We start from the raw sequence: 19904 nt of genomic DNA on the forward strand, positions 1-19904 counted from the left end.
GAGTTGCCCACCTGTAAACATCCCGCCGTCAATTAATTGCAACGGCAGGCAATACTGAAAAAGGGAATTAATCAAACCGCAGTCGCGGTCACACCGTTTATGGCTGTGGCTGTTGCCGACATCCGCGGGACTTCTCCGTCGGGGACTTTTTCAGATTTTCGTTTACGCCGGGCGACGACCATCCGGTCCGCATAAGTTGAGGCCGCCTCGATAACGCGGCTAATGTTATGATCCGTCTCGGCATGTTTCAAAATATACTTGCCGGCAATATCATCCCAAAATCCCCACTCATCCTCATATACAGTCATGATCTCATCCTTATTTTTATTCAAGTTACCCGCTTCCTGCGGGCAACTTGAAATTAAGACAAAGACAAAAGTAAAACAATGCTGGCAGGCGCCATCAGTTAATTCAAAGTGCAACTAGGCAAACAGTTCACCCTGCAGCTCGTCGAGCAGCGCCTGGATCGCATCCAGTCGCTGTTGGGGATCGTCGAGTTGCAGCAGGTCGATCTTGTCCTCTTCGGCGAACGGCAGCAGATAGGCCAGTTGATTGGCCAGCGATTGCTGACCCAGCGCCTCGGTGCCCATGTTCAGCGCTTCCACCATCGGGTGTTCGGCCAATGCCTTGAGCAATGCCACCAGATCAGCGTCTTCGTCCTGTAGCGGCTGCTCGGGATCGTCATCCAGCCACTCGACATCGGCGAGGATCAACTGATCGCGCTGCACCTCGGTACGCAATACGTTGAATCGGCGTCCGCCCTGCACGCGAATCCCCAACAAGCCATTGTCCTGCTGCTGGAAATCAGTAATCCGTGCTTCGCAGCCGACCAGCGCGAAACCCTCAGGCGCGACGCCGACTTCGTGGCCGTCAAGGATGCACACCACGCCGAAGCCACCACCCTGTTTCATGCAGCGGCCGATCATGTCCAGGTAGCGCGCCTCGAAGATCTGCAAGTCGAGGTTGCAGCCGGGAAACAGCACTGTGTTCAGCGGGAAAAGCGGCAGACTCATAGACATTTCCTTACACCACCATCGACACCGCCAGCGGCAGGAATACTGCCGTGGCCACGCCCATCAGACTCATCGCCAGCGCCGCGAAGGCGCCGCACTCATCGTTTTCCTGCATGGCCACCGCCGTGCCGACCGCGTGTGCGGTCATGCCCAGCGCCATGCCTCGCGCTTCGGGACTGTGCACGCCGAGGCGAGTCAGCAGCGCCGGACCGAAGATCGCGCCGATCACCCCGGTGATCAGCACGAACACCGCCGCCAGCGCCGCAACGCCGCCGATTTGTTCAGCCACCAGCATGGCAATCGGCGAGGTCACCGACTTCGGCGCCATGGTCATCATGATCATGTGCTCGGCGCCAAACCACCAGCCCAGCAACACACCCATGCCCGTTGCCACTACCCCGCCTATCACCAGCGTAGTAAAAATCGGCCAGAACAATTGGCGAATACGCCGCAGGTTGAGATACAGCGGCACCGCCAGCGCCACAGTGGCAGGGCCGAGCAAAATGCTGAGAATCTCCGTGCTCTTGCGGTACTCGGCGTAGGTCAGACCGCAGCCGACCAGCACGCCGATCACCAACAGCATGGAGACCAGCACTGGTTGCAGAAAGATCCAGCGGGTTTTCTCGAACGCTGCCAGCACCAGTTGATAGGCACCGAGGGTGATGCCGATGCCAAACAGCGGATGATGAATGACTGAAGCCCAGGCGCCTTGCCAGTCGAAAAGCATCAGGACTCCTCCGACGTGGGTGCGTGACGCTTGACCAGGCGCTGCATCAGCACGCCGGCGAAGGCCATCGACAGGATCAGCGACAGCACCAGTGCGCCGACAATCGCCCAGAAATCCGCGGCAATGTCGCTCGCATAAACCATCACGCCCACCGCCGGCGGCACCAGCAGCAACGGCAGATAACGCAACAGACTGCCGGCCGCGAGGTTCAGCGGCTCGCCGACTTCACCGCGAATGATCAGGAATACGAGCAACAGCAACAGACCGATGATCGGCCCCGGCAGCACCGGCAACAGCAAATGATTGAGCGCTGTGCCAAGCAGTTGAAACAGCACCAGCAGGGTCAGGCCACGTAGCAACATCCGACATCTCCGTCTTACTTTCCACTGTGCAAGTCGCCCGCATTATAAGCACGCCTGCGCTATGGATCGGCATTCGCCAAAAGCATGGTCGGTTGACCGGAGCAAATCGCCATGATGATCTACAGTGGTTCGCAGGGAGGTCAAATCCCCCCACCTGAAAAACTATAAAACCGATGAACCCAAGGAGAGTCTCAATGCCCTATGTTCCCGTTGCAGAGCTCAAAGATTATGTCGGCAAGGAACTCGGACGTTCCGAATGGCTCACCATCGATCAGGAGCGCATCAACCTGTTCGCCGAAGCCACCGGTGATTATCAGTTCATTCACGTCGACCCGGTCAAAGCCGCGCAAACACCTTTCGGCAGTACAATTGCCCACGGTTTCCTGTCGTTGTCGCTGATCCCGAAACTGATGGAAGACATCCTCGTGCTGCCGCAAGGCGTGAAGATGGTGGTCAACTATGGCCTGGACAGCGTGCGTTTCATCCAGCCGGTGAAGGTCAACTCCAAGGTCCGGCTCAAGGTCGACCTAGGCGAAGTCACCGAGAAAAAACCGGGCCAGTGGCTGCTCAAAGCCACCGCAACGCTGGAGATAGAAGGCTCGGACAAACCGGCCTATATCGCTGAGCCACTGTCGCTCTGCTTCGTGTAAACGTTCCGGATGCGAAGCAGCGCACGCTGTTTCGCGTCACGTCTCTATATATGCGACGCATAGCTGCGGCATACTCGGTCGCCTAATTGCCCGGATCCCGCTATGCGCTCACTTGCACGTCTTGCACCCCTTGCCTTGACCCTGATGCTCACCGCGTGCGGCGACGGCGAATCGCTGTTGCCGCCGGATGCGCGCCTGCCGGACGGCGGACGCTATCGCGGTGACCTGGTCGATGGCTTGCTGCAAGGTCAGGGCCGCGTCGACTACCCCAACGGCAGTTGGTATGCCGGGCAGTTCGACAAGGGCCAGTGGCATGGTCAGGGCGAATGGCATGGCAGTAATGGCGAGGTCTATCGCGGGCAGTTCCAGCAAGGGCTGTTCGACGGTCAGGGCAGCCTGACCACCAACGCCAGCAGTTACACCGGTGGCTTCAAGCAGGGCCGGCGCGAAGGCGAAGGCACCCTGAAAGAAAACGCCATGACCTACCGTGGCGAATTCAAATCCGACCAGTATTCCGGGCTCGGTCGTCTGGAAATGGATGATGGCAGTTCCTACCAAGGACAGTTCGCCCACGGCAAACCCAACGGTGAAGGTCAGCGCGGCGACGCCAGCGGCAATTCGTTCAGCGGCCATTTCGTCAACGGTCAGCTGGAAGGCAACGGCACCTTCAATAGCGCTGACGGTGACATCTACGTCGGCGGTTTCAAGAACAATCAATTGCACGGCAAGGGCCGCTACGAAAATGCTGACGGCGACGTCTGGCTCGGCCAGTTCAAGGAAGGCGCGCTGACCGGCAAGGGCGAACTGATCGGCGCCGACGGCAGCCATTACATCGGCGCCTTCAGTGACTGGCGCTTCAGCGGTCAGGGCCGCTTGAACCTGTCCGACGGCAGCTTCTACATCGGCGGTTTCGACAACGACAGTTATTCCGGACGCGGCACCCTGGTGCTGACCGACGGCAGCGTGATGAGCGGCACCTGGATCAACGGCCAGCGCGTGCGCGACGCCGACGGCAAATTGCTGCCCGACACCCTCGAACTCGGTCTGCTCGCTCAGGGCCGCCTGCTCGAGGACGCATTGGCCGCCATCCCCGCGTCGACCCCGGCGGTCGAGCTGTACACCCTGACCCTCGGTGGCGACGGCAAGCAGAGCGTGTTCCTGCGCGAATCCGACTACGTCGCCAATATGCTCAACACGCGCTTCGGCGCTTATGGCCAGATCCGTCTGGTCAACCATCGCGACCACCTCGGTGACCGACCGATGGCCACGCGCGAGAACCTGCGCCGCGCCGCGCAAACCCTCGCCGAACGCAGTGGCCCGGAAGATTTGCTGTTCATCTACCTGACCAGCCACGGCACCGCCGAGCATGAACTGGTGCTCGACCAACCGCGCATGGAACTGGCCGACCTGCCCGCCGACGAACTCGCCGCGGTGCTGGCGCCGCTGAAAAACCGCGACAAGATCATCGTGATTTCCTCGTGCTACTCCGGCGGTTTCATCCCAGCGCTGAAAGACGAACGCACGCTGATCATGACCGCCTCACGCGCCGATCGAGTGTCCTTCGGCTGTTCGGAAGAAGCCAACTTCACTTACTTCGGAGATGCCCTGTTCGCCCAGGCGCTGAACCAGACCGATGATCTGGAGCAAGCCTTCAAACTGGCCAAGGCCACCGTCGCCGAGCGTGAACTGGCGGACAATTTCGAAGCGTCGGAGCCGCAGATCTGGGCGCCGAAAACCGTGCTCTCGCACTGGCAACTGCTGCGCAAACAGCAAGCCAGAAAAGCATTGCAAAGTGCTGCGTTGAACGACGGAGCGATAAAGAGCAACTAAGCTGAACAGTATCAAGGGAGAGACACTATGTACTTGACGCCTCAGCACGTATTGCTTGCCGGAGCCACCGGTTTGACCGGTGAACATCTACTCGACCGTTTGCTCAACGAGCCAACGATTTCTCGCGTGCTCGCCCCATCCCGTCGACCATTGGCCGAACATCCGCACCTGGAAAACCCGGTCGGCGATCCGCAGGCTTTTCTGCCTCAGCTCAGTGGCCGCGTCGATATCGCCTACTGCTGCCTTGGTACTACGATCAAGCAGGCCGGCTCGGAAGCGGCGTTTCGTACGGTGGATCTGGACATGGTGGTGGCGTTTGCCAAACGCGCGCGGGAAATGGGCGCGCGGCATCTGATTGTGATCAGTGCAATTGGCGCCGATCCGAAATCGTCGGTTTTCTACAATCGGGTCAAAGGTGAAATGGAGCAGGCACTACGTGCGCAGGACTGGCCGCAACTGACCATTTGCCGGCCTTCGCTGTTGTTGGGTGAACGGACTGAACCGCGACTGGCCGAGCAGCTCGCCGGGCCGCTGTCGAAGCTGATTCCCGGTAAATACCGTGGCATCGAGGCCTGCCAACTGGCGCGGGCGATGTGGCGATTGGCGCTGGAAGAACAGGATGGGGTGCGGGTGATCGAGTCGGATGATTTGCGCAAGTTGGGCAAATAATCTTCCGCCGCATGATCGTTCCCACGCTCTGCGTGGGAATGCAGCCACGGACGCTCTGCGTCCCAAAGCGTGACGCAGAGCGTCACCGGAGGCGTTACCACGCAGAGCGTGGGAACGATCTGTCTAACTACAATCCGCCAGTCGCCTGAAAACTCACACCAATCACCGTGAGCAATGACAACGGCAACAACAGCGTATCAAGCAAGGCACTCGCCGGCAGATCCACCCCCGGATAGCTCGGCGCCTCAGCCCCGAACCGATCCATCGCGCAACACCCGCCATTCAATGCATAAAGATCCAGCCGCGTGCCTGAGTACACCACCGGCGCGCCCGGTTTCGCTGCATCCAGCGTGCGCGCCGTGGCGCACCCGCTCAGCAACAACACCAGCCCAATCGCCAGCAGCTTATTCATCGCTACTCAGATGATGCTCACCCCAACGTGGCAGCATGTCTTGCGGAATGCCGAGCAGATTGAGAATCCGCGCCACGACGAAATCGATCAGGTCATCGATGGTCTGCGGCTGGTGATAGAACCCAGGCGAGGCCGGCAGAATGGTCACGCCCATGTTCGACAGCTTGAGCATGTGCTCCAGATGAATGCTCGAATACGGCGCTTCACGCGGCACCAGAATCAACTGGCGACGCTCTTTCAAGGTGACATCGGCGGCGCGCTCGATCAGGTTGTTGCAGGCGCCCGTGGCAATCGCCGACAGCGTGCCCGTAGAACACGGCACCACGACCATCGCCGCCGGAGCGCCAGAGCCCGAGGCTACCGGCGACATCCAGTCTTCCTTGCCGTACACGCGGATCTGCCCGGCGGCGGCCCCGGTGTATTCGGTCAGGAATGCCTGCATCATCTGCGGCTTCGGCGGCAACGTCACATCGGTCTCGGTGGCCATCACCAATTGCGCAGCCTTGGAGATCAGGAAGTGCACTTCGCGATCTTCACGCACCAGACAATCGAGCAGGCGCAAGCCGTACTGAGCGCCAGACGCCCCGGTCATGGCCAGCGTGATGCGTTCCGGACCGTTGCTCTCCAAACGAGTGTTCATTTCAGCGCCTCGGCGAGTTTGCCGTGCAAGCCGCCGAAGCCGCCGTTGCTCATGATCACCACATGCGTACCGGGCTGGGCCTGGCTCTTCACGCGCTCGATGATGCCTTCCAGCGAATCGCTGACAATCGACGGCACGGTGCAGAGCGCGGCGGTGCCGGCCAGATCCCAGCCGAGGTTGGCCGGGGCGTACCAGATCACCTGATCGGCATCGACCACGCTGTCCGGCAAACCGTCACGGTGCGCGCCGAGCTTCATCGAGTTGGAACGTGGCTCGATGATCGCGATCAGCGGTGCGTCGCCAATGCGTTTACGCAAGCCATCGAGGGTGGTGGCGATGGCCGTTGGGTGGTGGGCGAAGTCGTCATAAATGGTGATGCCGCGCACTTCAGCGACTTTCTCCATGCGGCGTTTGACGTTTTTGAACGCGCTCAAACCAGCGATGCCCATCGATGGCACCACGCCAACATGCCGCGCAGCCGCCAGCGCAGCCAGAGCGTTAGCAACGTTGTGCTGACCGGTCAGCTCCCACTCGACGGTGCCTTGCGACACGCCTTCCAACATCACTTCGAACGCCGAGCCGTCTTCGCTCAGCAGTTTGACCTGCCACTGGCCGCCAGCACCGGTGGTTTGCACCGGGGTCCAGCAGCCCATTTCGATCACACGTTGCAAGGCCGGTTCGGTGGTCGGGTGGATGACCAGGCCTTCACTCGGGATGGTCCGCACCAAGTGATGGAATTGCCGCTCGATCGCCGGCAGATCCGGGAAGATATCGGCGTGATCGAACTCAAGGTTATTGAGGATCGCGGTGCGCGGACGGTAATGCACGAATTTCGAACGCTTGTCGAAGAAGGCGCTGTCGTACTCGTCGGCTTCGATCACGAAGAACGGCGTGCCGCCCAAGCGAGCAGAAACCGAGAAGTTCTGGGGTACGCCGCCGATGAGGAAACCCGGGCTCATGCCAGCGTGCTCCAACACCCAGGCGAGCATGCTGCTGGTGGTGGTTTTGCCGTGCGTACCGGCCACCGCCAATACCCAGCGACCTTGCAGCACGTGGTCAGCCAGCCACTGCGGGCCGGACACGTACGGCAGGCCTTTGTTCAGCACATATTCCACTGCCGGATTGCCGCGGGACATGGCGTTGCCGATCACCACCAGATCCGGCGCCGGATCGAGTTGCGCCGGGTCATAGCCCTGCGTCAGCTGAATGCCCTGGGCCTCAAGCTGTGTGCTCATCGGTGGATAGACGTTGGCGTCGGAGCCGGTCACGTGATGGCCCAGCTCTTTGGCCAACACCGCCATCGAGCCCATGAAAGTCCCGCAGATACCCAGAATATGAATGTGCATAGTCGACCTCGTAAAACATGGCCGCAGGTTAGCGTAGGGAGGGGGAAATCGCACTCTTTAGGTGATCGGGTGGGGCTGGTTGCGCCTGGCATTTGGCTCGACTGTAGATTGCGGCCCCTCACCCCAGCCCTCTCCCGAGGGAGAGGGAGCCGATCTGCGTTGCTTTCAGATCCTAAGTTCGACTCGGTAACTCAGGTCGGCGTAGATCAGTAGACCGACCCGGTCAGTCCCCTCTCCCTCCGGGAGAGGGCCAGGGTGAGGGGCTTCTAACTGACTCGCCGCTCAATCCCATGCTTACGCAGCTTCCTGTAAAGAGTGTTGCGGCTGACCCCCAGTTGCTGCGCCGTATGGGTCATGTGCCAGCGAGTTTGCTCCAGCACATTGAGCAGAGCCGACCGCTCGGCATCTTCCAGCGGATGGTCCGACTCTTTAACCGCAAATACTGCCGGACTCCCCTGCCGAATCATCACCGGCAAATCCTCAACCCCGACCCGCCCCTCATAACACAACGCTGCCAGCGTGCGCAGCACATTGCGCAACTGCCGCACATTCCCCGGCCAGTTGAACGCCAATAACGCCTGACGCGCCGCCTCGTCGATCACTATCGTTTCACCGCCCGCCTCCTCGGCCAAGAGGAAGTCCAGCAGCCGGGATTTATCACTGCGCGCGCGGAGTGCCGGCAGTGCCACTTCCAATCCATTCAAGCGGTAATACAAATCCTCGCGAAAACTGCCGTCCGCGACCCGCTCCAGCAGATTGCGGTGGGTGGCGCTGATGATCCGCACGTTGACCGACTCCGGCTCGCCGCCAATCGGCACCACCTGTCGATCCTCCAGCACCCGCAACAGACGAGTCTGCAAAGCCAGCGGCATGTCGCCAATTTCATCGAGAAACAGCGTGCCGCCATCTGCCTGCTGCAACTTGCCGCGCATGCCGTCCTTGCGCGCGCCAGTGAAGCTGCCGCCGCGATAGCCGAACAGTTCGCTCTCAATCAGGCTTTCAGGAATCGCCGCGCAGTTGAGCGCGACGAAGGCTTTGTTCGATCGCTGACTGGCCTGATGCACAGCCTTGGCGAAGGCCTCCTTGCCGGAGCCGGTTTCGCCGTTGATCAGCAACGGCACATCACGCTCGAAGACGCGCAGGGCTTTGCGGAAATCGGCCTGCAACGCCTCATCACCGAGGCAGATGCCCGACAGACGCGGTGCTTCAACCACTGGCGCCGATACAATCGGTAAAGGTTTGCGCGACTCACCGCGCAACACCGCGAACAGGTGCCGACCATCGCGGGTGCGCAGCGGCCAACTGGCGCTGGCATTGGCGCTGGCGCGTCCGAGCAGTTCATCCCGCGAACAATCGAAGAACGCCTCGACCGGTTTACCGAGCAATCCGCCGCGAATATGCCCAAGCAGATTCAGCGCACTCTGATTGACCGCACTGATCCGCCCTTCGCCGTCAAACGCCAGCAAGCCTTCGCTGAACAGCCCGACCGATTCGGCCTGCAGATGAAAGCGCAGCAACCATTGATTATCGAAACAGCGCAGGAAGTAACAGCTCTCGATCATCTTCGCTGACAGATTGACCAGCGCCATGGTGTGGAACTGACTTTGCCGCGAGACATCGTGGCGCGCCGAAGACACGTCGAGCACCGCGAGCAGTTCACCGTGGGGATCGAACACCGGGCTCGCCGAACAGGTCAGGCCTGTGTGGCGACCACGAAAGTGTTCATCCTGATGAATGGTCAGCGCCTGGCGCTCGACCAGGCAGGTGCCGATGCCGTTTGTGCCTTCGCAGGCTTCGCTCCAATCAGCGCCAAGCCACAGCCCGGCGCGTTCGAAGATCTTGCGCTCGGCTGGCGCGGTGACGCAGTTGAGGATCACCCCGCGCGCGTCGGTCAACAGTACCGCGTGGCCGGCGCCGGAGAGTTGTTGATGCAGGCTGCTCATTTCATTGCCGGCGATCTGCAACACTTGTTGCAGGCGCTCGCGGCTTTCGAGGACGCGTCCGTGTTCGAGCACGGTAGGCGCCATGCTCAGCGCCGGGTCGAGATGATAGTCCTCCAGACAGCGCAGCCACGAACGGGCAATCGACGGATCGGCACCGGGCCCGTGCAGGTGCGGTTTGCCCTGGGTAACGGTGAGAACCTGTTGGGCATGGCGACTCAAATGGTTGTCGTGCATTTCTTATTGTTCTCCATATTCCCCGTGTAGGAGCTGCCGCAGGCTGCGATCTGTTGATCTTGGGTTTCTGAAAATCAAGATCAAAAGATCGCAGCCTGCGGCAGCTCCTACAGGGGTTGCTGTTGGCTGAGGATCCTCCAGGTAAATGTGTATTGCAATGCTGGCAAGACTGCCCGGTCACTCGCTGTGCCGAAAGCGGTACAAACTGTCACCCTCTCTGTACCGAAACCATCACAGGCGCCATCCACTCGTCCGACAAAAAACTCGCAACGCCTTGATTTACCTGCCCTGCACGGCAGTGGCCCGACCTTTGCTCTACGCTTATAGCAAGCGCACTTGCGCGTTTCTCTAATAAGTACAAAGCCAAGGAGAACAACATCATGCGTTACGCTCACCCCGGTACTGAAGGCGCCAAAGTCTCGTTCAAAGCCAAGTACGGTAACTACATCGGCGGCGAGTTCGTCGCGCCTGTCAAAGGTCAGTACTTCACCAACACCTCGCCAGTCAATGGCCAACCAATTGCCGAATTCCCGCGCTCCACTGCCGAAGACATCGACAAGGCACTGGACGCCGCCCACGCTGCGGCCGACGCGTGGGGCGCGACCTCCGTGCAGGCGCGCTCGCTGATCCTGCTGAAAATCGCCGACCGCATCGAAGCCAACCTCGAACTGCTGGCGATCACCGAAACCTGGGACAACGGCAAAGCCATCCGCGAAACCCTCAACGCCGACATCCCGCTGGCGGCCGACCATTTCCGTTACTTCGCGGGTTGCCTGCGCGCCCAGGAAGGCAGCGCGGCCGAAATCGACGGCAACACCGTGGCGTATCACATTCATGAACCGCTGGGCGTGGTCGGTCAGATCATCCCGTGGAACTTCCCGATCCTGATGGCCGCGTGGAAACTCGCGCCAGCGTTGGCCGCCGGCAACTGCGTGGTACTCAAACCCGCCGAGCAAACCCCGCTGGGCATTACCGTGTTGCTGGAACTGATCGGTGATTTGCTGCCGCCGGGCGTGCTGAACATTGTTCAGGGTTATGGCAAAGAAGCCGGCGAAGCGCTGGCCACCAGCAAACGCATCGCCAAGATCGCGTTCACTGGCTCGACCCCGGTCGGCTCGCACATCATGAAATGCGCGGCCGAGAACATCATTCCGTCGACCGTGGAACTGGGCGGCAAATCGCCGAACATCTTCTTCGAAGACATCATGCAGGCCGAACCGACGTTCATTGAGAAAGCCGCCGAAGGTCTGGTGCTGGCGTTCTTCAATCAGGGCGAAGTCTGCACCTGCCCATCGCGCGCGCTGGTACAGGAATCGATCTACGACGAGTTCATGGCCGTCGTGATGAAGAAAGTCCTGCAAATCAAACGTGGCGATCCACTGGACACCGACACCATGGTTGGCGCCCAGGCGTCCGAGCAGCAATTCGACAAGATTCTTTCGTACCTGGAAATTGCCAAGGGCGAAGGCGCCGAGCTGCTGACCGGCGGCAAGGTGGAAAAACTCGAGGGCAATCTGTCGACCGGTTATTACATCCAGCCGACCCTGCTCAAGGGCACCAACAAGATGCGCGTGTTCCAGGAAGAAATCTTCGGCCCGGTGGTGAGCATCACCACGTTCAAGGACGAAGCCGAAGCCCTGGCCATCGCCAACGACACCGAGTTCGGCCTCGGCGCCGGTCTGTGGACCCGCGACATCAACCGCGCCTACCGCATGGGCCGCGCGATCAAGGCTGGTCGCGTGTGGACCAACTGCTACCACCTGTACCCGGCGCATGCCGCGTTCGGCGGGTACAAGAAGTCCGGCGTCGGCCGTGAAACCCACAAGATGATGCTCGATCACTACCAGCAGACCAAAAACCTGCTGGTGAGCTACGACATCAATCCGTTGGGCTTCTTCTAAAAACCTTGGGCAACACAGATGATTCTGTGTTGCCTCCAGACAGCTATCGCTGGCAAGCCAGCTCCCACAGGGGTGTGGGTGAATCCACATTTTGAGTTCGACTCAAATCACTGTGGGAGCTGGCTTGCCAGCGATGGCGTCCTCAATGACACAACACCCTAGGTCTGGCCGCTCTGGCACGGCCCTTGCGTACCCGTCATTCAGGATTTGCGTGATAACTGCCGCTGCGTGAACAGCACTCATCCACCCAACCGCCACACCCGAAAGTCCAACAGATCGAACAATAAAAAACAGAGAGGACTTATGACTTCCACCACACAGCTCAAACCCACACTCGGCACTCTGCACCTCTGGGGCATTGCCGTCGGTCTGGTGATTTCCGGCGAATACTTCGGCTGGAGTTACGGCTGGGGCACCGCAGGCACCCTGGGTTTTCTGGTCACGGCGCTGATGGTCGCGACCATGTACACCTGCTTCATCTTCAGTTTCACCGAATTGACTACCGCGATTCCCCACGCCGGCGGGCCGTTTGCCTACAGCCGTCGGGCGTTCGGCGAGAAAGGCGGATTGATCGCCGGCATCGCCACGTTGATCGAGTTCGTCTTCGCGCCACCAGCGATTGCCATGGCCATCGGCGCCTATCTGAATGTGCAATATCCGGAGCTTGATCCGAAGATCGCGGCCGTCGGCGCGTATTTTGTGTTCATGACCCTGAATATCCTTGGTGTGAGCATCGCCGCGACCTTCGAACTTGTGGTCACCGTACTCGCGGTCGCCGAGTTGCTGGTGTTCATGGGCGTGGTCGCGCCGGGCTTCAGCTTCAGCAATTTCGTGCTCAACGGCTGGTCGGGCGCCAACGAATTCACCCTGGGCTCGATTCCGGGGATTTTCGCGGCGATCCCCTTCGCGATATGGTTCTTCCTCGCTATCGAAGGTGCGGCCATGGCGGCCGAAGAGGCGAAAGACCCGAAGCGCACGATTCCCAAGGCCTACGTCAGCGGCATTCTGACCTTGGTGTTCCTCGCTATCGGCGTAATGGTCATGGCCGGCGGCGTCGGCGACTGGCGTCAGCTGTCGAACATCAACGATCCGCTGCCGCAAGCGATGAAAGCTGTGGTCGGCAACAACTCGACGTGGATGCACATGCTGGTGTGGATCGGCCTGTTCGGTCTGGTAGCGAGTTTCCACGGGATCATTCTCGGTTACTCGCGGCAGTTCTTCGCCCTCGCCCGAGCCGGTTATCTGCCTAAGGGACTGGCCAAGCTGTCGCGCTTCCAGACTCCGCACCGGGCGATTCTGGCTGGCGGCGTCATCGGCATCGCGGCGATTTACAGCGACGGGCTGGTCAATCTGCAAGGCATGACCCTGACCGCCGCGATGATCACCATGTCGGTGTTCGGCGCCATCGTGATGTACATCATCAGCATGCTCAGCCTGTTCAGACTGCGTAAGACCGAGCCGAATCTGGAGCGTACATTCCGCGCCCCGGGTTATCCGGTGGTGCCGGCGATTGCGCTGTTTCTGGCGGTGGTGTGCCTGATCGCGATGGCGTGGTTCAACACGCTGATCGGTTGTGTGTTCCTTGGCTTTATGGCCGCCGGTTACCTGTATTTCCAGCTGACCGCCAAGCAACGCTCCGAAGCGCCGGCAGACGCTATGCTCGAAGGTATCTAACTGCCATTTAAAAGTGCACAGCGCCCATTCAGGCACTGTGCTGGAACCCTGTAGGAGCTGCCGGAGGCTGCGATCTTTTGATCTTGTTTTTAGAAAATCAAAATCAAAAGATCGCAGCCTCCGGCAGCTCCTACAGGGGGATTATCGATTAGAGGAGGATATTGTGGCCGCATTCGCCCATTCCGTCGGCGCTCAAACCTATCGCTTCGACAGCCTCAAAGAGGTCATGGCCAAGGCCAGCCCGGCGCGTTCCGGGGACTTCCTCGCTGGCGTCGCCGCGCTCAATGACGGCGAGCGCGTGGCCGCGCAAATGGCGCTGGCCGACATCCCGCTCACGCATTTCCTGCAGGAAGCGCTGATTCCTTATGAGTCCGATGAAGTCACCCGGCTGATCATCGACACCCACGACAAACAGACCTTCGCCGTGGTCAGCCACCTTACCGTGGGCGGCTTTCGCGACTGGCTACTCAGCGACGCCGCCGACGAAACCAGCCTGCGCAACCTCGCTCCCGGCCTGACCCCGGAAATGGTCGCCGCCGTGTCGAAGATCATGCGCGTGCAGGATCTGGTGCTGGTGGCGCAAAAAATCCGCGTGGTGACAAAGTTTCGCGGCACCCTCGGTTTGCGCGGGCGTCTGTCGACCCGACTACAACCCAATCACCCGACCGACGAACCTTCCGGCATCGCCGCGAGCATTCTCGACGGTCTGCTCTACGGCAATGGCGACGCGATGATCGGCATCAACCCGGCCACCGACAGCATCGCCTCAATCTGCGCGATGCTGGAAATGCTCGACGCGATCATCCAGCGCTACGACATCCCGACCCAGGCCTGCGTGCTGACCCACGTCACCACCTCTATCGAGGCGATCAACCGTGGCGTGCCGCTGGATCTGGTGTTCCAGTCAATCGCCGGCACCGAAGCGGCCAACGCCAGCTTCGGCATCAACCTCAACGTGCTGCAGGAAGGCTACGACGCCGGCCTCAGCCTGAATCGCGGCACACTCGGGCAGAACCTGATGTATTTCGAAACCGGTCAGGGTAGCGCTCTGTCGGCCAACGCCCATCACGGCGTCGATCAGCAAACCTGCGAAACCCGGGCCTATGCCGTAGCACGGCATTTCAAACCGTTTCTGGTGAACACGGTCGTAGGATTTATCGGTCCGGAATATCTCTACAACGGCAAACAAATCATCCGCGCCGGCCTCGAAGACCATTTCTGCGGCAAGCTGCTCGGCGTGCCGATGGGTTGCGACATCTGCTACACCAACCACGCCGAAGCCGATCAGGACGACATGGACACCTTGCTGACGCTGCTCGGTGTCGCCGGAATCAACTTCATCATGGGCATCCCCGGTTCCGACGACATCATGCTCAATTACCAGACCACTTCGTTCCACGACGCGCTCTATGCGCGGCAGACTTTGGGCTTGAAACCGGCGCCGGAGTTCGAGCAATGGCTGGCGAACATGGGCATCTTCACCCAAGCGGACGGCAAGGTCCGCTTCGGTGACAACTTGCCGCCGGCCTTCCGCCAGGCGCTGGCGCAACTGGGATGAGTCACATGGAAAAACCACCCATCGACCCGCAGAACCCTTGGCTGGAACTGCGCCGCCTGACCCCGGCTCGGATCGCCCTCGGCCGCACTGGCACCAGCCTGCCGACCCGCGCGCAACTGGATTTCCAGTTTGCCCATGCCCAGGCACGTGATGCCGTGCATCTGCCATTTGATCATGCTGGACTCAGTGCGCAATTGACTGAACGCGGGCGCGAAAGCCTGCTGTTGCACAGCGCCGCTGCGGATCGAAACAGTTATCTGCAACGCCCGGATCTGGGGCGCAAGCTCAGCGATGAATCGGCGCAGGCCTTGCGCGAATACGCTGCGGCGCATCCCGGCGGTGTCGATCTGGCGATTGTCGTGGCCGATGGCCTGTCGGCGTTGGCGGTGCATCGGCATACGCTGCCGTTTCTCAACCGTCTGGATGAGCAAATGAGCGCTGACGGCTGGTCGATGGCCCCCGTTGTCCTCGTGGAACAGGGTCGCGTTGCCGTCGGTGATGAAATCGGCCAACTGCTCGGCGCAACAATGCTGGTGATGCTGATCGGCGAGCGCCCGGGTCTCAGTTCACCGGACAGCCTCGGTTTATATTTCACCTACAATCCCAAGATCGGCCTGACCGACGCCTACCGCAACTGCATTTCCAATGTACGGCTCGAAGGCTTGAGCTACGGCATGGCGGCGCATCGCTTGCTGTACTTGATGCGGGAAGCTTGTCGCAGACAGCTATCGGGCGTGAATCTGAAGGACGAAGCACAGGTTCAGACGCTGGAGTCGGACGCCGGTGCGGACATGAAAGGAAACTTCCTACTCAGCCCGCCCCCTGCCTGAACCGTTTCCGCATTGCGTTTCTGCGCAGGTTTCAGGCAGGATCGATGCACGGCCGCACGGGTTTCCCATCGCCGTCAGAGCAGTTGAAGACAGCCACTTGAAGACGAGACCTATCATGCGGATTATTCAAGCGACCCTCGAACATCTGGATTTACTGACTCCGTTGTTCGTCAAATATCGCGAGTTCTACGGTTCCCTGCCTTACCCGGACTCCTCCCGCGCGTTCCTCGAAAAACGCCTGCGCCGCAAGGAATCGGTGATCTATCTGGCGCTGGCCGATGATGACGACAAGAAACTGATGGGGTTCTGTCAGCTGTACCCAAGCTTTTCTTCGTTGTCACTCAAACGCGTCTGGATCCTCAATGACATCTATGTCGCCGAAGATGCCCGCCGCCAACTGGTCGCTGACAACCTGATCCGCACCGCAAAAAAAATGGCCAAGGAAACCCAGGCCGTGCGCATGCGCGTGTCCACCAGCAGCAACAATGAAGTCGCGCAGAAAACCTACGAATCCATCGGGTTCAAGGAAGACACCGAGTTCAAAAACTACGTATTGCCGATCAGCGACGAACTCTGACCGCGCCTGCAACCTGTGATGAGGGAGCCTGCTCCCTCAGCCACGCTAGACGCATCCTGACAATTGCTCACACCTCGACATCCCTCGCTACAAAAGCAACGCGCTTTTCATCTTTCAGACCGTATAATCCCGACCTTTCCGGCTTGTAAGAAAAACTACACCCGCTTGTAGGCTTACACGAAGTCATCCGCACAGGCCTGCCGAGTCGGGCCGTCACACAGGTGCCCCCATGGATTTCAACCCGCTCGACCTTATCCTGCATCTCGACGTTTACCTCGATTTGCTGGTGAACAACTATGGTCCATGGATCTACGCCATCCTGTTTCTGGTGATCTTCTGTGAAACCGGTCTGGTGGTGATGCCATTCCTGCCGGGGGATTCGTTGCTGTTCATCGCCGGCGCCGTTGCTGCAGGGGGTGGCATGGATCCGGTGCTGTTGGGCGGTCTGCTAATGCTCGCGGCGATACTGGGCGACAGCACCAACTACGTGATCGGACGAACGGCCGGCGAGAAGCTGTTCAGCAACCCGAACTCGAAGATCTTCCGTCGCGACTACCTGCAAAAAACCCACGATTTCTATGACAAGCATGGCGGCAAAACCGTGACTCTCGCGCGCTTCCTGCCAATCATTCGCACCTTCGCGCCGTTCGTCGCCGGTGTGGCAAAAATGCCGTATCCGCGTTTCTTCGGTTTCAGCGTGTTGGGCACCATCCTCTGGGTCGGCGGTCTGGTGACGCTGGGCTACTTCTTCGGCAACGTACCGTTCATCAAGAAAAACCTGTCGGTGCTGGTGGTAGCAATCATTCTCCTGTCGCTGGTGCCGATGATCCTTGGTGTGGTTCGCAGCCGATTCGGCGGCACCAAAGCGCAATCGCACTAAGCCGATGTGGTCGCTGAGCGCCTGGCGTCGCCGGCGCCTTCTCGCGAAGCACCCGATTGCCGACGACATGTGGCAACGGGTGCGCCATCACCTGAGCTTTCTGGATGGCATCAGCGCTGCCGAAGATCAGTGGCTGCGCGAAGCCTGCGTGCTGTTCCTCGACGACAAACATTTGAGCGCCCTGCCCGGCATCGAACTGCATCAGGAACAACGCCTGCTGCTCGCCGCCCAGGCGCAATTGCCGCTGCTCAACCTGGGCGATCTGAACTGGTATCAGGGCTTCCACGAGATCGTCCTGTATCCCGACGACTTTCTAAGCCCGCAACGTCATCGCGACGCCAGCGGTGTCGAGCATGAGTGGGATGGCGAGCACAGCGGCGAAGCCTGGCAGCAGGGGCCGATCATCCTCGCCTGGCCGGGGGTGATGGCCAGTGGTGGCTGGGAAGGCTATAACCTCGTCATCCACGAATTGGCGCATAAACTCGACATGCTCAACGGCGACGCCAACGGCCTGCCGCCACTGCACGCCGACATGCGCGTCAGCGACTGGGCCGGGGTGATGCAACACGCCTACGACGACCTCAACCGCCAGCTCGATCACAACCCTGATGCCGAAACCGCCATCGATCCGTATGCGGCGGAAAACCCCGCCGAGTTCTTCGCCGTCACCAGCGAATATTTTTTCAGCGCCCCGGATATGCTGTACGAGGCTTATCCACAGGTGTATGCGCAGCTACAGCTTTTCTACCGCCAGGACCCGTTGAGCCGGTTGCGGCAACTTCAGGCCACAGACCCGGTCTATCAGGCGCACGACTAAGCTCTGCACGACTTTCGGTACATGGCGTAGACGGCAGAATATGCCTATAATCGCCGCCACTTTTTGGTCAATCCGGCCAAGTGTTTTTGGTCAACTACGGGGGCAACGCCCAATGAGCTACAGCAAGATTCCGGCTGGCAAAGACCTGCCGAACGACATCTACGTCGCGATCGAGATCCCGGCCAACCACGCGCCGATCAAATACGAAATCGACAAAGACAGCGATTGCCTGTTCGTTGACCGTTTCATGGCCACCCCAATGTTCTACCCGGCCAACTACGGTTACATCCCGAACACCCTGGCTGACGACGGTGATCCCCTCGACGTGCTGGTTGTGACCCCTTACCCGGTTGCTCCAGGCTCGGTGATCCGCGCGCGTCCAGTCGGCATCCTGAACATGACCGACGACGGCGGCGGCGATGCCAAAGTCATCGCGGTACCACACGACAAGCTGTCCCAGCTGTACGTCGATGTAAAGGAATACACCGACCTGCCGCCACTGCTGATCCAGCAGATCGAGCACTTCTTCGCGAACTACAAAGATCTCGAAAAAGGCAAATGGGTCAAGATCGAAGGCTGGGCCGGTGCAGACGCCGCCCGCGAAGCGATCACCAAGTCGGTTGCCGCCTACAAAGGCTAAGCACCAGCGCTACGCGTGAGGCTTGAAGAAAACCCCGGTTGATCCGGGGTTTTTTGTGCTCGGGAAAAGCTGTCTTAAACAGAGCGTTTATGACGGACTACAGAAAAGTTTTAGCCTGTGTAATTTCCCACAAGATCGTCTTACATCCCGTCGCAAAATTCAGCCCGTTTTTGAACGTCCGGTTTATTCAAACCGCTCTGGCACGGCCGTAGACTCCGTGTTTATGAGAAAGAACACTAGCGGTCCAAGATTCAAGGCACTCCTGGAAGCTGCGAACATCTCGACGACGGGTTTCGCAAAGTTCTGGGGCACGGAAGCCCAAAATGTCCACAACTGGTACACCCGGGGCGTCCCGGCGTATCGCATGGAAGAAGTCTCACGCCTGCTGTCCGTCAACAGCGAATGGCTGAAAACCGGCCAAGGCATAAAAGAGCTGCCGAGCCTGACTCCACCTGCCAGCAACGGCGACAGCTTTGACGCCCACGACCCACAGGGCGCCTACCGATTCATCCATCCCAACGACATCGAACTGGCCTTCTTCAAAGAAACACCACAGACCAACGGCTCCGACAAAACCCACGTTATCCAGGATCCGGAACTCTCCATCCGCCTGCTGCGGGCACACGTTGATCAACTGGAGATCCGCCCCGCCGACGCCATCTGCGCACACATGATCGGCAACAGCATGGCCGAGCGCATCGAGGACGGCTCCGTTGTCGCCATCGATCGCGGCCTGACCCAAGTGGTGGACGGTGAAATCTACGCCATCGAACACGACGGTATGCTGCGCATCAAATACCTGCACCGCATGCCCGGCAACGGCCTGCGCCTGCGTAGCCACAACAGCGCCGAATACCCGGACGAAGTGTTCCGCCCGGCGCAGATCGAGGAGCAACGGATTCATATATTGGGATGGGTGTTCTGGTGGTCGACGGTGAGCAAGCGGCGGCCGGTGGTGCCGTTTCTCTAGAAACGGTGCGTTCTCTCGGCAAACATCGATCCCTGTGGGAGCGAGCCTGCTCGCGAAGAGGCCCGGACAATTGGTACAAATCCCGGTTTTCTGGCGCAGAAGTCGCTCTAACCCGCACTTCAGGCTGGGAATCCCAAGCAAAACTCAGTATCCTGCGCCCCACATTTGCGCATCGACCCGCCCCGCGGCTCAGACAGCGCCCGACGCGGCAGACCAACGTCTGGCCAAGTC

Annotated in this window: 20 protein-coding genes; 12 read left to right on the forward strand and 8 right to left on the reverse strand. The window is 59.8% G+C overall.

Going from position 1 to position 19904, the window contains the following annotated elements; genetic code table 11:
- Positions 1 to 71: 71 nt before the first annotated feature.
- The 4 genes from ACIF4X_RS20700 to ACIF4X_RS20715 all read right to left on the reverse strand — a co-directional run bounded on the left by ACIF4X_RS20700 (position 72) and on the right by ACIF4X_RS20715 (position 2102).
- Complete coding sequence (locus tag ACIF4X_RS20700) at positions 72 to 332, reverse strand: hypothetical protein (RefSeq protein WP_397483538.1); 261 nt, start codon at positions 330 to 332, stop codon at positions 72 to 74.
- Between the two features lie 90 nt (positions 333 to 422).
- Positions 423 to 1013 carry an LON peptidase substrate-binding domain-containing protein gene (locus tag ACIF4X_RS20705; RefSeq protein WP_397483539.1) on the reverse strand — a complete coding sequence of 197 codons (591 nt, stop codon included), beginning with the start codon at positions 1011 to 1013 and terminating at the stop codon, positions 423 to 425.
- Positions 1014 to 1023: 10 nt separating this feature from the next.
- Positions 1024 to 1740 (reverse strand): LrgB family protein, encoded by a 717-nt coding sequence (locus tag ACIF4X_RS20710; RefSeq protein ID WP_397483540.1) that lies wholly within the window; start codon positions 1738 to 1740, stop codon positions 1024 to 1026.
- Entirely contained in the window at positions 1740 to 2102 is a 363-nt protein-coding gene (locus ACIF4X_RS20715; protein WP_397483541.1) for a CidA/LrgA family protein, read from the reverse strand. The genes ACIF4X_RS20710 and ACIF4X_RS20715 overlap by 1 nt, the downstream gene beginning before the upstream one ends.
- 194 nt (positions 2103 to 2296) lie before the next feature.
- On the opposite strand from ACIF4X_RS20715, the gene ACIF4X_RS20720 reads away from it, so the two are divergent.
- The 3 genes from ACIF4X_RS20720 (at position 2297) to ACIF4X_RS20730 (ending at position 5251) form a co-directional block, all read left to right on the forward strand.
- Positions 2297 to 2752: a MaoC family dehydratase gene (locus ACIF4X_RS20720; RefSeq protein ID WP_034153755.1), complete on the forward strand. Its 456-nt coding sequence runs from the start codon at positions 2297 to 2299 to the stop codon at positions 2750 to 2752.
- Between the two features lie 102 nt (positions 2753 to 2854).
- Positions 2855 to 4582: a C13 family peptidase gene (locus ACIF4X_RS20725; RefSeq protein ID WP_397483542.1), complete on the forward strand. Its 1728-nt coding sequence runs from the start codon at positions 2855 to 2857 to the stop codon at positions 4580 to 4582.
- A 27-nt stretch (positions 4583 to 4609) separates the two neighbouring features.
- Entirely contained in the window at positions 4610 to 5251 is a 642-nt protein-coding gene (locus ACIF4X_RS20730) for an oxidoreductase (protein ID WP_397483543.1), read from the forward strand.
- A gap of 127 nt (positions 5252 to 5378) precedes the next feature.
- On the opposite strand, the gene ACIF4X_RS20735 is transcribed toward ACIF4X_RS20730, so the two are convergent.
- From ACIF4X_RS20735 to ACIF4X_RS20750, 4 genes are all read right to left on the reverse strand, one after another.
- Complete coding sequence (locus tag ACIF4X_RS20735; RefSeq protein ID WP_397483544.1) at positions 5379 to 5663, reverse strand: YceK/YidQ family lipoprotein; 285 nt, start codon at positions 5661 to 5663, stop codon at positions 5379 to 5381.
- Positions 5656 to 6303, reverse strand: coding sequence for a flavin prenyltransferase UbiX (gene ubiX / locus ACIF4X_RS20740; RefSeq protein ID WP_187678807.1), 648 nt, complete (start codon positions 6301 to 6303; stop codon positions 5656 to 5658). The genes ACIF4X_RS20735 and ubiX overlap by 8 nt, the downstream gene beginning before the upstream one ends.
- Positions 6300 to 7649, reverse strand: a complete 1350-nt coding sequence (gene mpl / locus ACIF4X_RS20745; protein WP_397483545.1) for a UDP-N-acetylmuramate:L-alanyl-gamma-D-glutamyl-meso-diaminopimelate ligase — start codon at positions 7647 to 7649, stop codon at positions 6300 to 6302. The genes ubiX and mpl overlap by 4 nt, the downstream gene beginning before the upstream one ends.
- A gap of 266 nt (positions 7650 to 7915) precedes the next feature.
- Positions 7916 to 9826: a sigma-54-dependent Fis family transcriptional regulator gene (locus ACIF4X_RS20750; RefSeq protein WP_397483546.1), complete on the reverse strand. Its 1911-nt coding sequence runs from the start codon at positions 9824 to 9826 to the stop codon at positions 7916 to 7918.
- Positions 9827 to 10206: 380 nt separating this feature from the next.
- Between ACIF4X_RS20750 and ACIF4X_RS20755 the strand changes: the two genes are divergently transcribed.
- The 9 genes from ACIF4X_RS20755 (at position 10207) to ACIF4X_RS20795 (ending at position 19673) form a co-directional block, all read left to right on the forward strand.
- A complete protein-coding gene (locus tag ACIF4X_RS20755) occupies positions 10207 to 11727 on the forward strand; it encodes an aldehyde dehydrogenase family protein (protein ID WP_034153748.1) in 1521 nt (506 codons plus the stop codon).
- A 303-nt stretch (positions 11728 to 12030) separates the two neighbouring features.
- Positions 12031 to 13401: an ethanolamine permease gene (gene eat, locus ACIF4X_RS20760; RefSeq protein ID WP_141126569.1), complete on the forward strand. Its 1371-nt coding sequence runs from the start codon at positions 12031 to 12033 to the stop codon at positions 13399 to 13401.
- Between the two features lie 163 nt (positions 13402 to 13564).
- Positions 13565 to 14959: an ethanolamine ammonia-lyase subunit EutB gene (locus ACIF4X_RS20765; RefSeq protein ID WP_397483547.1), complete on the forward strand. Its 1395-nt coding sequence runs from the start codon at positions 13565 to 13567 to the stop codon at positions 14957 to 14959.
- A 5-nt stretch (positions 14960 to 14964) separates the two neighbouring features.
- Positions 14965 to 15789 (forward strand): ethanolamine ammonia-lyase subunit EutC, encoded by an 825-nt coding sequence (gene eutC / locus ACIF4X_RS20770; RefSeq protein WP_397483548.1) that lies wholly within the window; start codon positions 14965 to 14967, stop codon positions 15787 to 15789.
- Between the two features lie 115 nt (positions 15790 to 15904).
- The gene (locus ACIF4X_RS20775; protein ID WP_003228592.1) at positions 15905 to 16366 is read left to right on the forward strand and encodes an N-acetyltransferase; all 462 of its coding nucleotides are present in this window, start codon (positions 15905 to 15907) and stop codon (positions 16364 to 16366) included.
- 229 nt (positions 16367 to 16595) lie between these two features.
- The gene (locus ACIF4X_RS20780) at positions 16596 to 17246 is read left to right on the forward strand and encodes a DedA family protein (protein ID WP_397483549.1); all 651 of its coding nucleotides are present in this window, start codon (positions 16596 to 16598) and stop codon (positions 17244 to 17246) included.
- A 4-nt stretch (positions 17247 to 17250) separates the two neighbouring features.
- On the forward strand, positions 17251 to 18063 hold the full coding sequence (locus tag ACIF4X_RS20785; protein WP_397483550.1) for a zinc-dependent peptidase: 813 nt from the start codon (positions 17251 to 17253) through the stop codon (positions 18061 to 18063).
- Between the two features lie 112 nt (positions 18064 to 18175).
- The gene (gene ppa / locus ACIF4X_RS20790; protein WP_003205933.1) at positions 18176 to 18703 is read left to right on the forward strand and encodes an inorganic diphosphatase; all 528 of its coding nucleotides are present in this window, start codon (positions 18176 to 18178) and stop codon (positions 18701 to 18703) included.
- A gap of 223 nt (positions 18704 to 18926) precedes the next feature.
- The gene (locus tag ACIF4X_RS20795) at positions 18927 to 19673 is read left to right on the forward strand and encodes a helix-turn-helix transcriptional regulator (RefSeq protein WP_397483551.1); all 747 of its coding nucleotides are present in this window, start codon (positions 18927 to 18929) and stop codon (positions 19671 to 19673) included.
- The last annotated feature ends 231 nt before the right edge of the window (positions 19674 to 19904 follow it).

Source organism: Pseudomonas sp. NPDC085632 (assembly GCF_044541255.1).
Taxonomy (GTDB): domain Bacteria; phylum Pseudomonadota; class Gammaproteobacteria; order Pseudomonadales; family Pseudomonadaceae; genus Aquipseudomonas.

Bases quoted from the DNA above. Each gene is read 5' to 3' on its own strand.
- ACIF4X_RS20750 (WP_397483546.1), bottom strand. From the start codon at position 9,826: ATGCACGACAACCATTTGAGTCGCCATGCCCAACAGGTTCTCACCGTT.
- ACIF4X_RS20795 (WP_397483551.1), top strand. From the start codon at position 18,927: ATGAGAAAGAACACTAGCGGTCCAAGATTCAAGGCACTCCTGGAAGCT.
- ACIF4X_RS20775 (WP_003228592.1), top strand. From the start codon at position 15,905: ATGCGGATTATTCAAGCGACCCTCGAACATCTGGATTTACTGACTCCG.
- ACIF4X_RS20780 (WP_397483549.1), top strand. From the start codon at position 16,596: ATGGATTTCAACCCGCTCGACCTTATCCTGCATCTCGACGTTTACCTC.
- ACIF4X_RS20730 (WP_397483543.1), top strand. From the start codon at position 4,610: ATGTACTTGACGCCTCAGCACGTATTGCTTGCCGGAGCCACCGGTTTG.
- ubiX (WP_187678807.1), bottom strand. From the start codon at position 6,303: ATGAACACTCGTTTGGAGAGCAACGGTCCGGAACGCATCACGCTGGCC.
- ACIF4X_RS20755 (WP_034153748.1), top strand. From the start codon at position 10,207: ATGCGTTACGCTCACCCCGGTACTGAAGGCGCCAAAGTCTCGTTCAAA.
- ACIF4X_RS20735 (WP_397483544.1), bottom strand. From the start codon at position 5,663: ATGAATAAGCTGCTGGCGATTGGGCTGGTGTTGTTGCTGAGCGGGTGC.
- ACIF4X_RS20725 (WP_397483542.1), top strand. From the start codon at position 2,855: ATGCGCTCACTTGCACGTCTTGCACCCCTTGCCTTGACCCTGATGCTC.
- eat (WP_141126569.1), top strand. From the start codon at position 12,031: ATGACTTCCACCACACAGCTCAAACCCACACTCGGCACTCTGCACCTC.
- ACIF4X_RS20710 (WP_397483540.1), bottom strand. From the start codon at position 1,740: ATGCTTTTCGACTGGCAAGGCGCCTGGGCTTCAGTCATTCATCATCCG.
- ACIF4X_RS20715 (WP_397483541.1), bottom strand. From the start codon at position 2,102: ATGTTGCTACGTGGCCTGACCCTGCTGGTGCTGTTTCAACTGCTTGGC.
- mpl (WP_397483545.1), bottom strand. From the start codon at position 7,649: ATGCACATTCATATTCTGGGTATCTGCGGGACTTTCATGGGCTCGATG.
- ppa (WP_003205933.1), top strand. From the start codon at position 18,176: ATGAGCTACAGCAAGATTCCGGCTGGCAAAGACCTGCCGAACGACATC.
- ACIF4X_RS20785 (WP_397483550.1), top strand. From the start codon at position 17,251: ATGTGGTCGCTGAGCGCCTGGCGTCGCCGGCGCCTTCTCGCGAAGCAC.
- ACIF4X_RS20720 (WP_034153755.1), top strand. From the start codon at position 2,297: ATGCCCTATGTTCCCGTTGCAGAGCTCAAAGATTATGTCGGCAAGGAA.
- eutC (WP_397483548.1), top strand. From the start codon at position 14,965: ATGGAAAAACCACCCATCGACCCGCAGAACCCTTGGCTGGAACTGCGC.
- ACIF4X_RS20705 (WP_397483539.1), bottom strand. From the start codon at position 1,013: ATGAGTCTGCCGCTTTTCCCGCTGAACACAGTGCTGTTTCCCGGCTGC.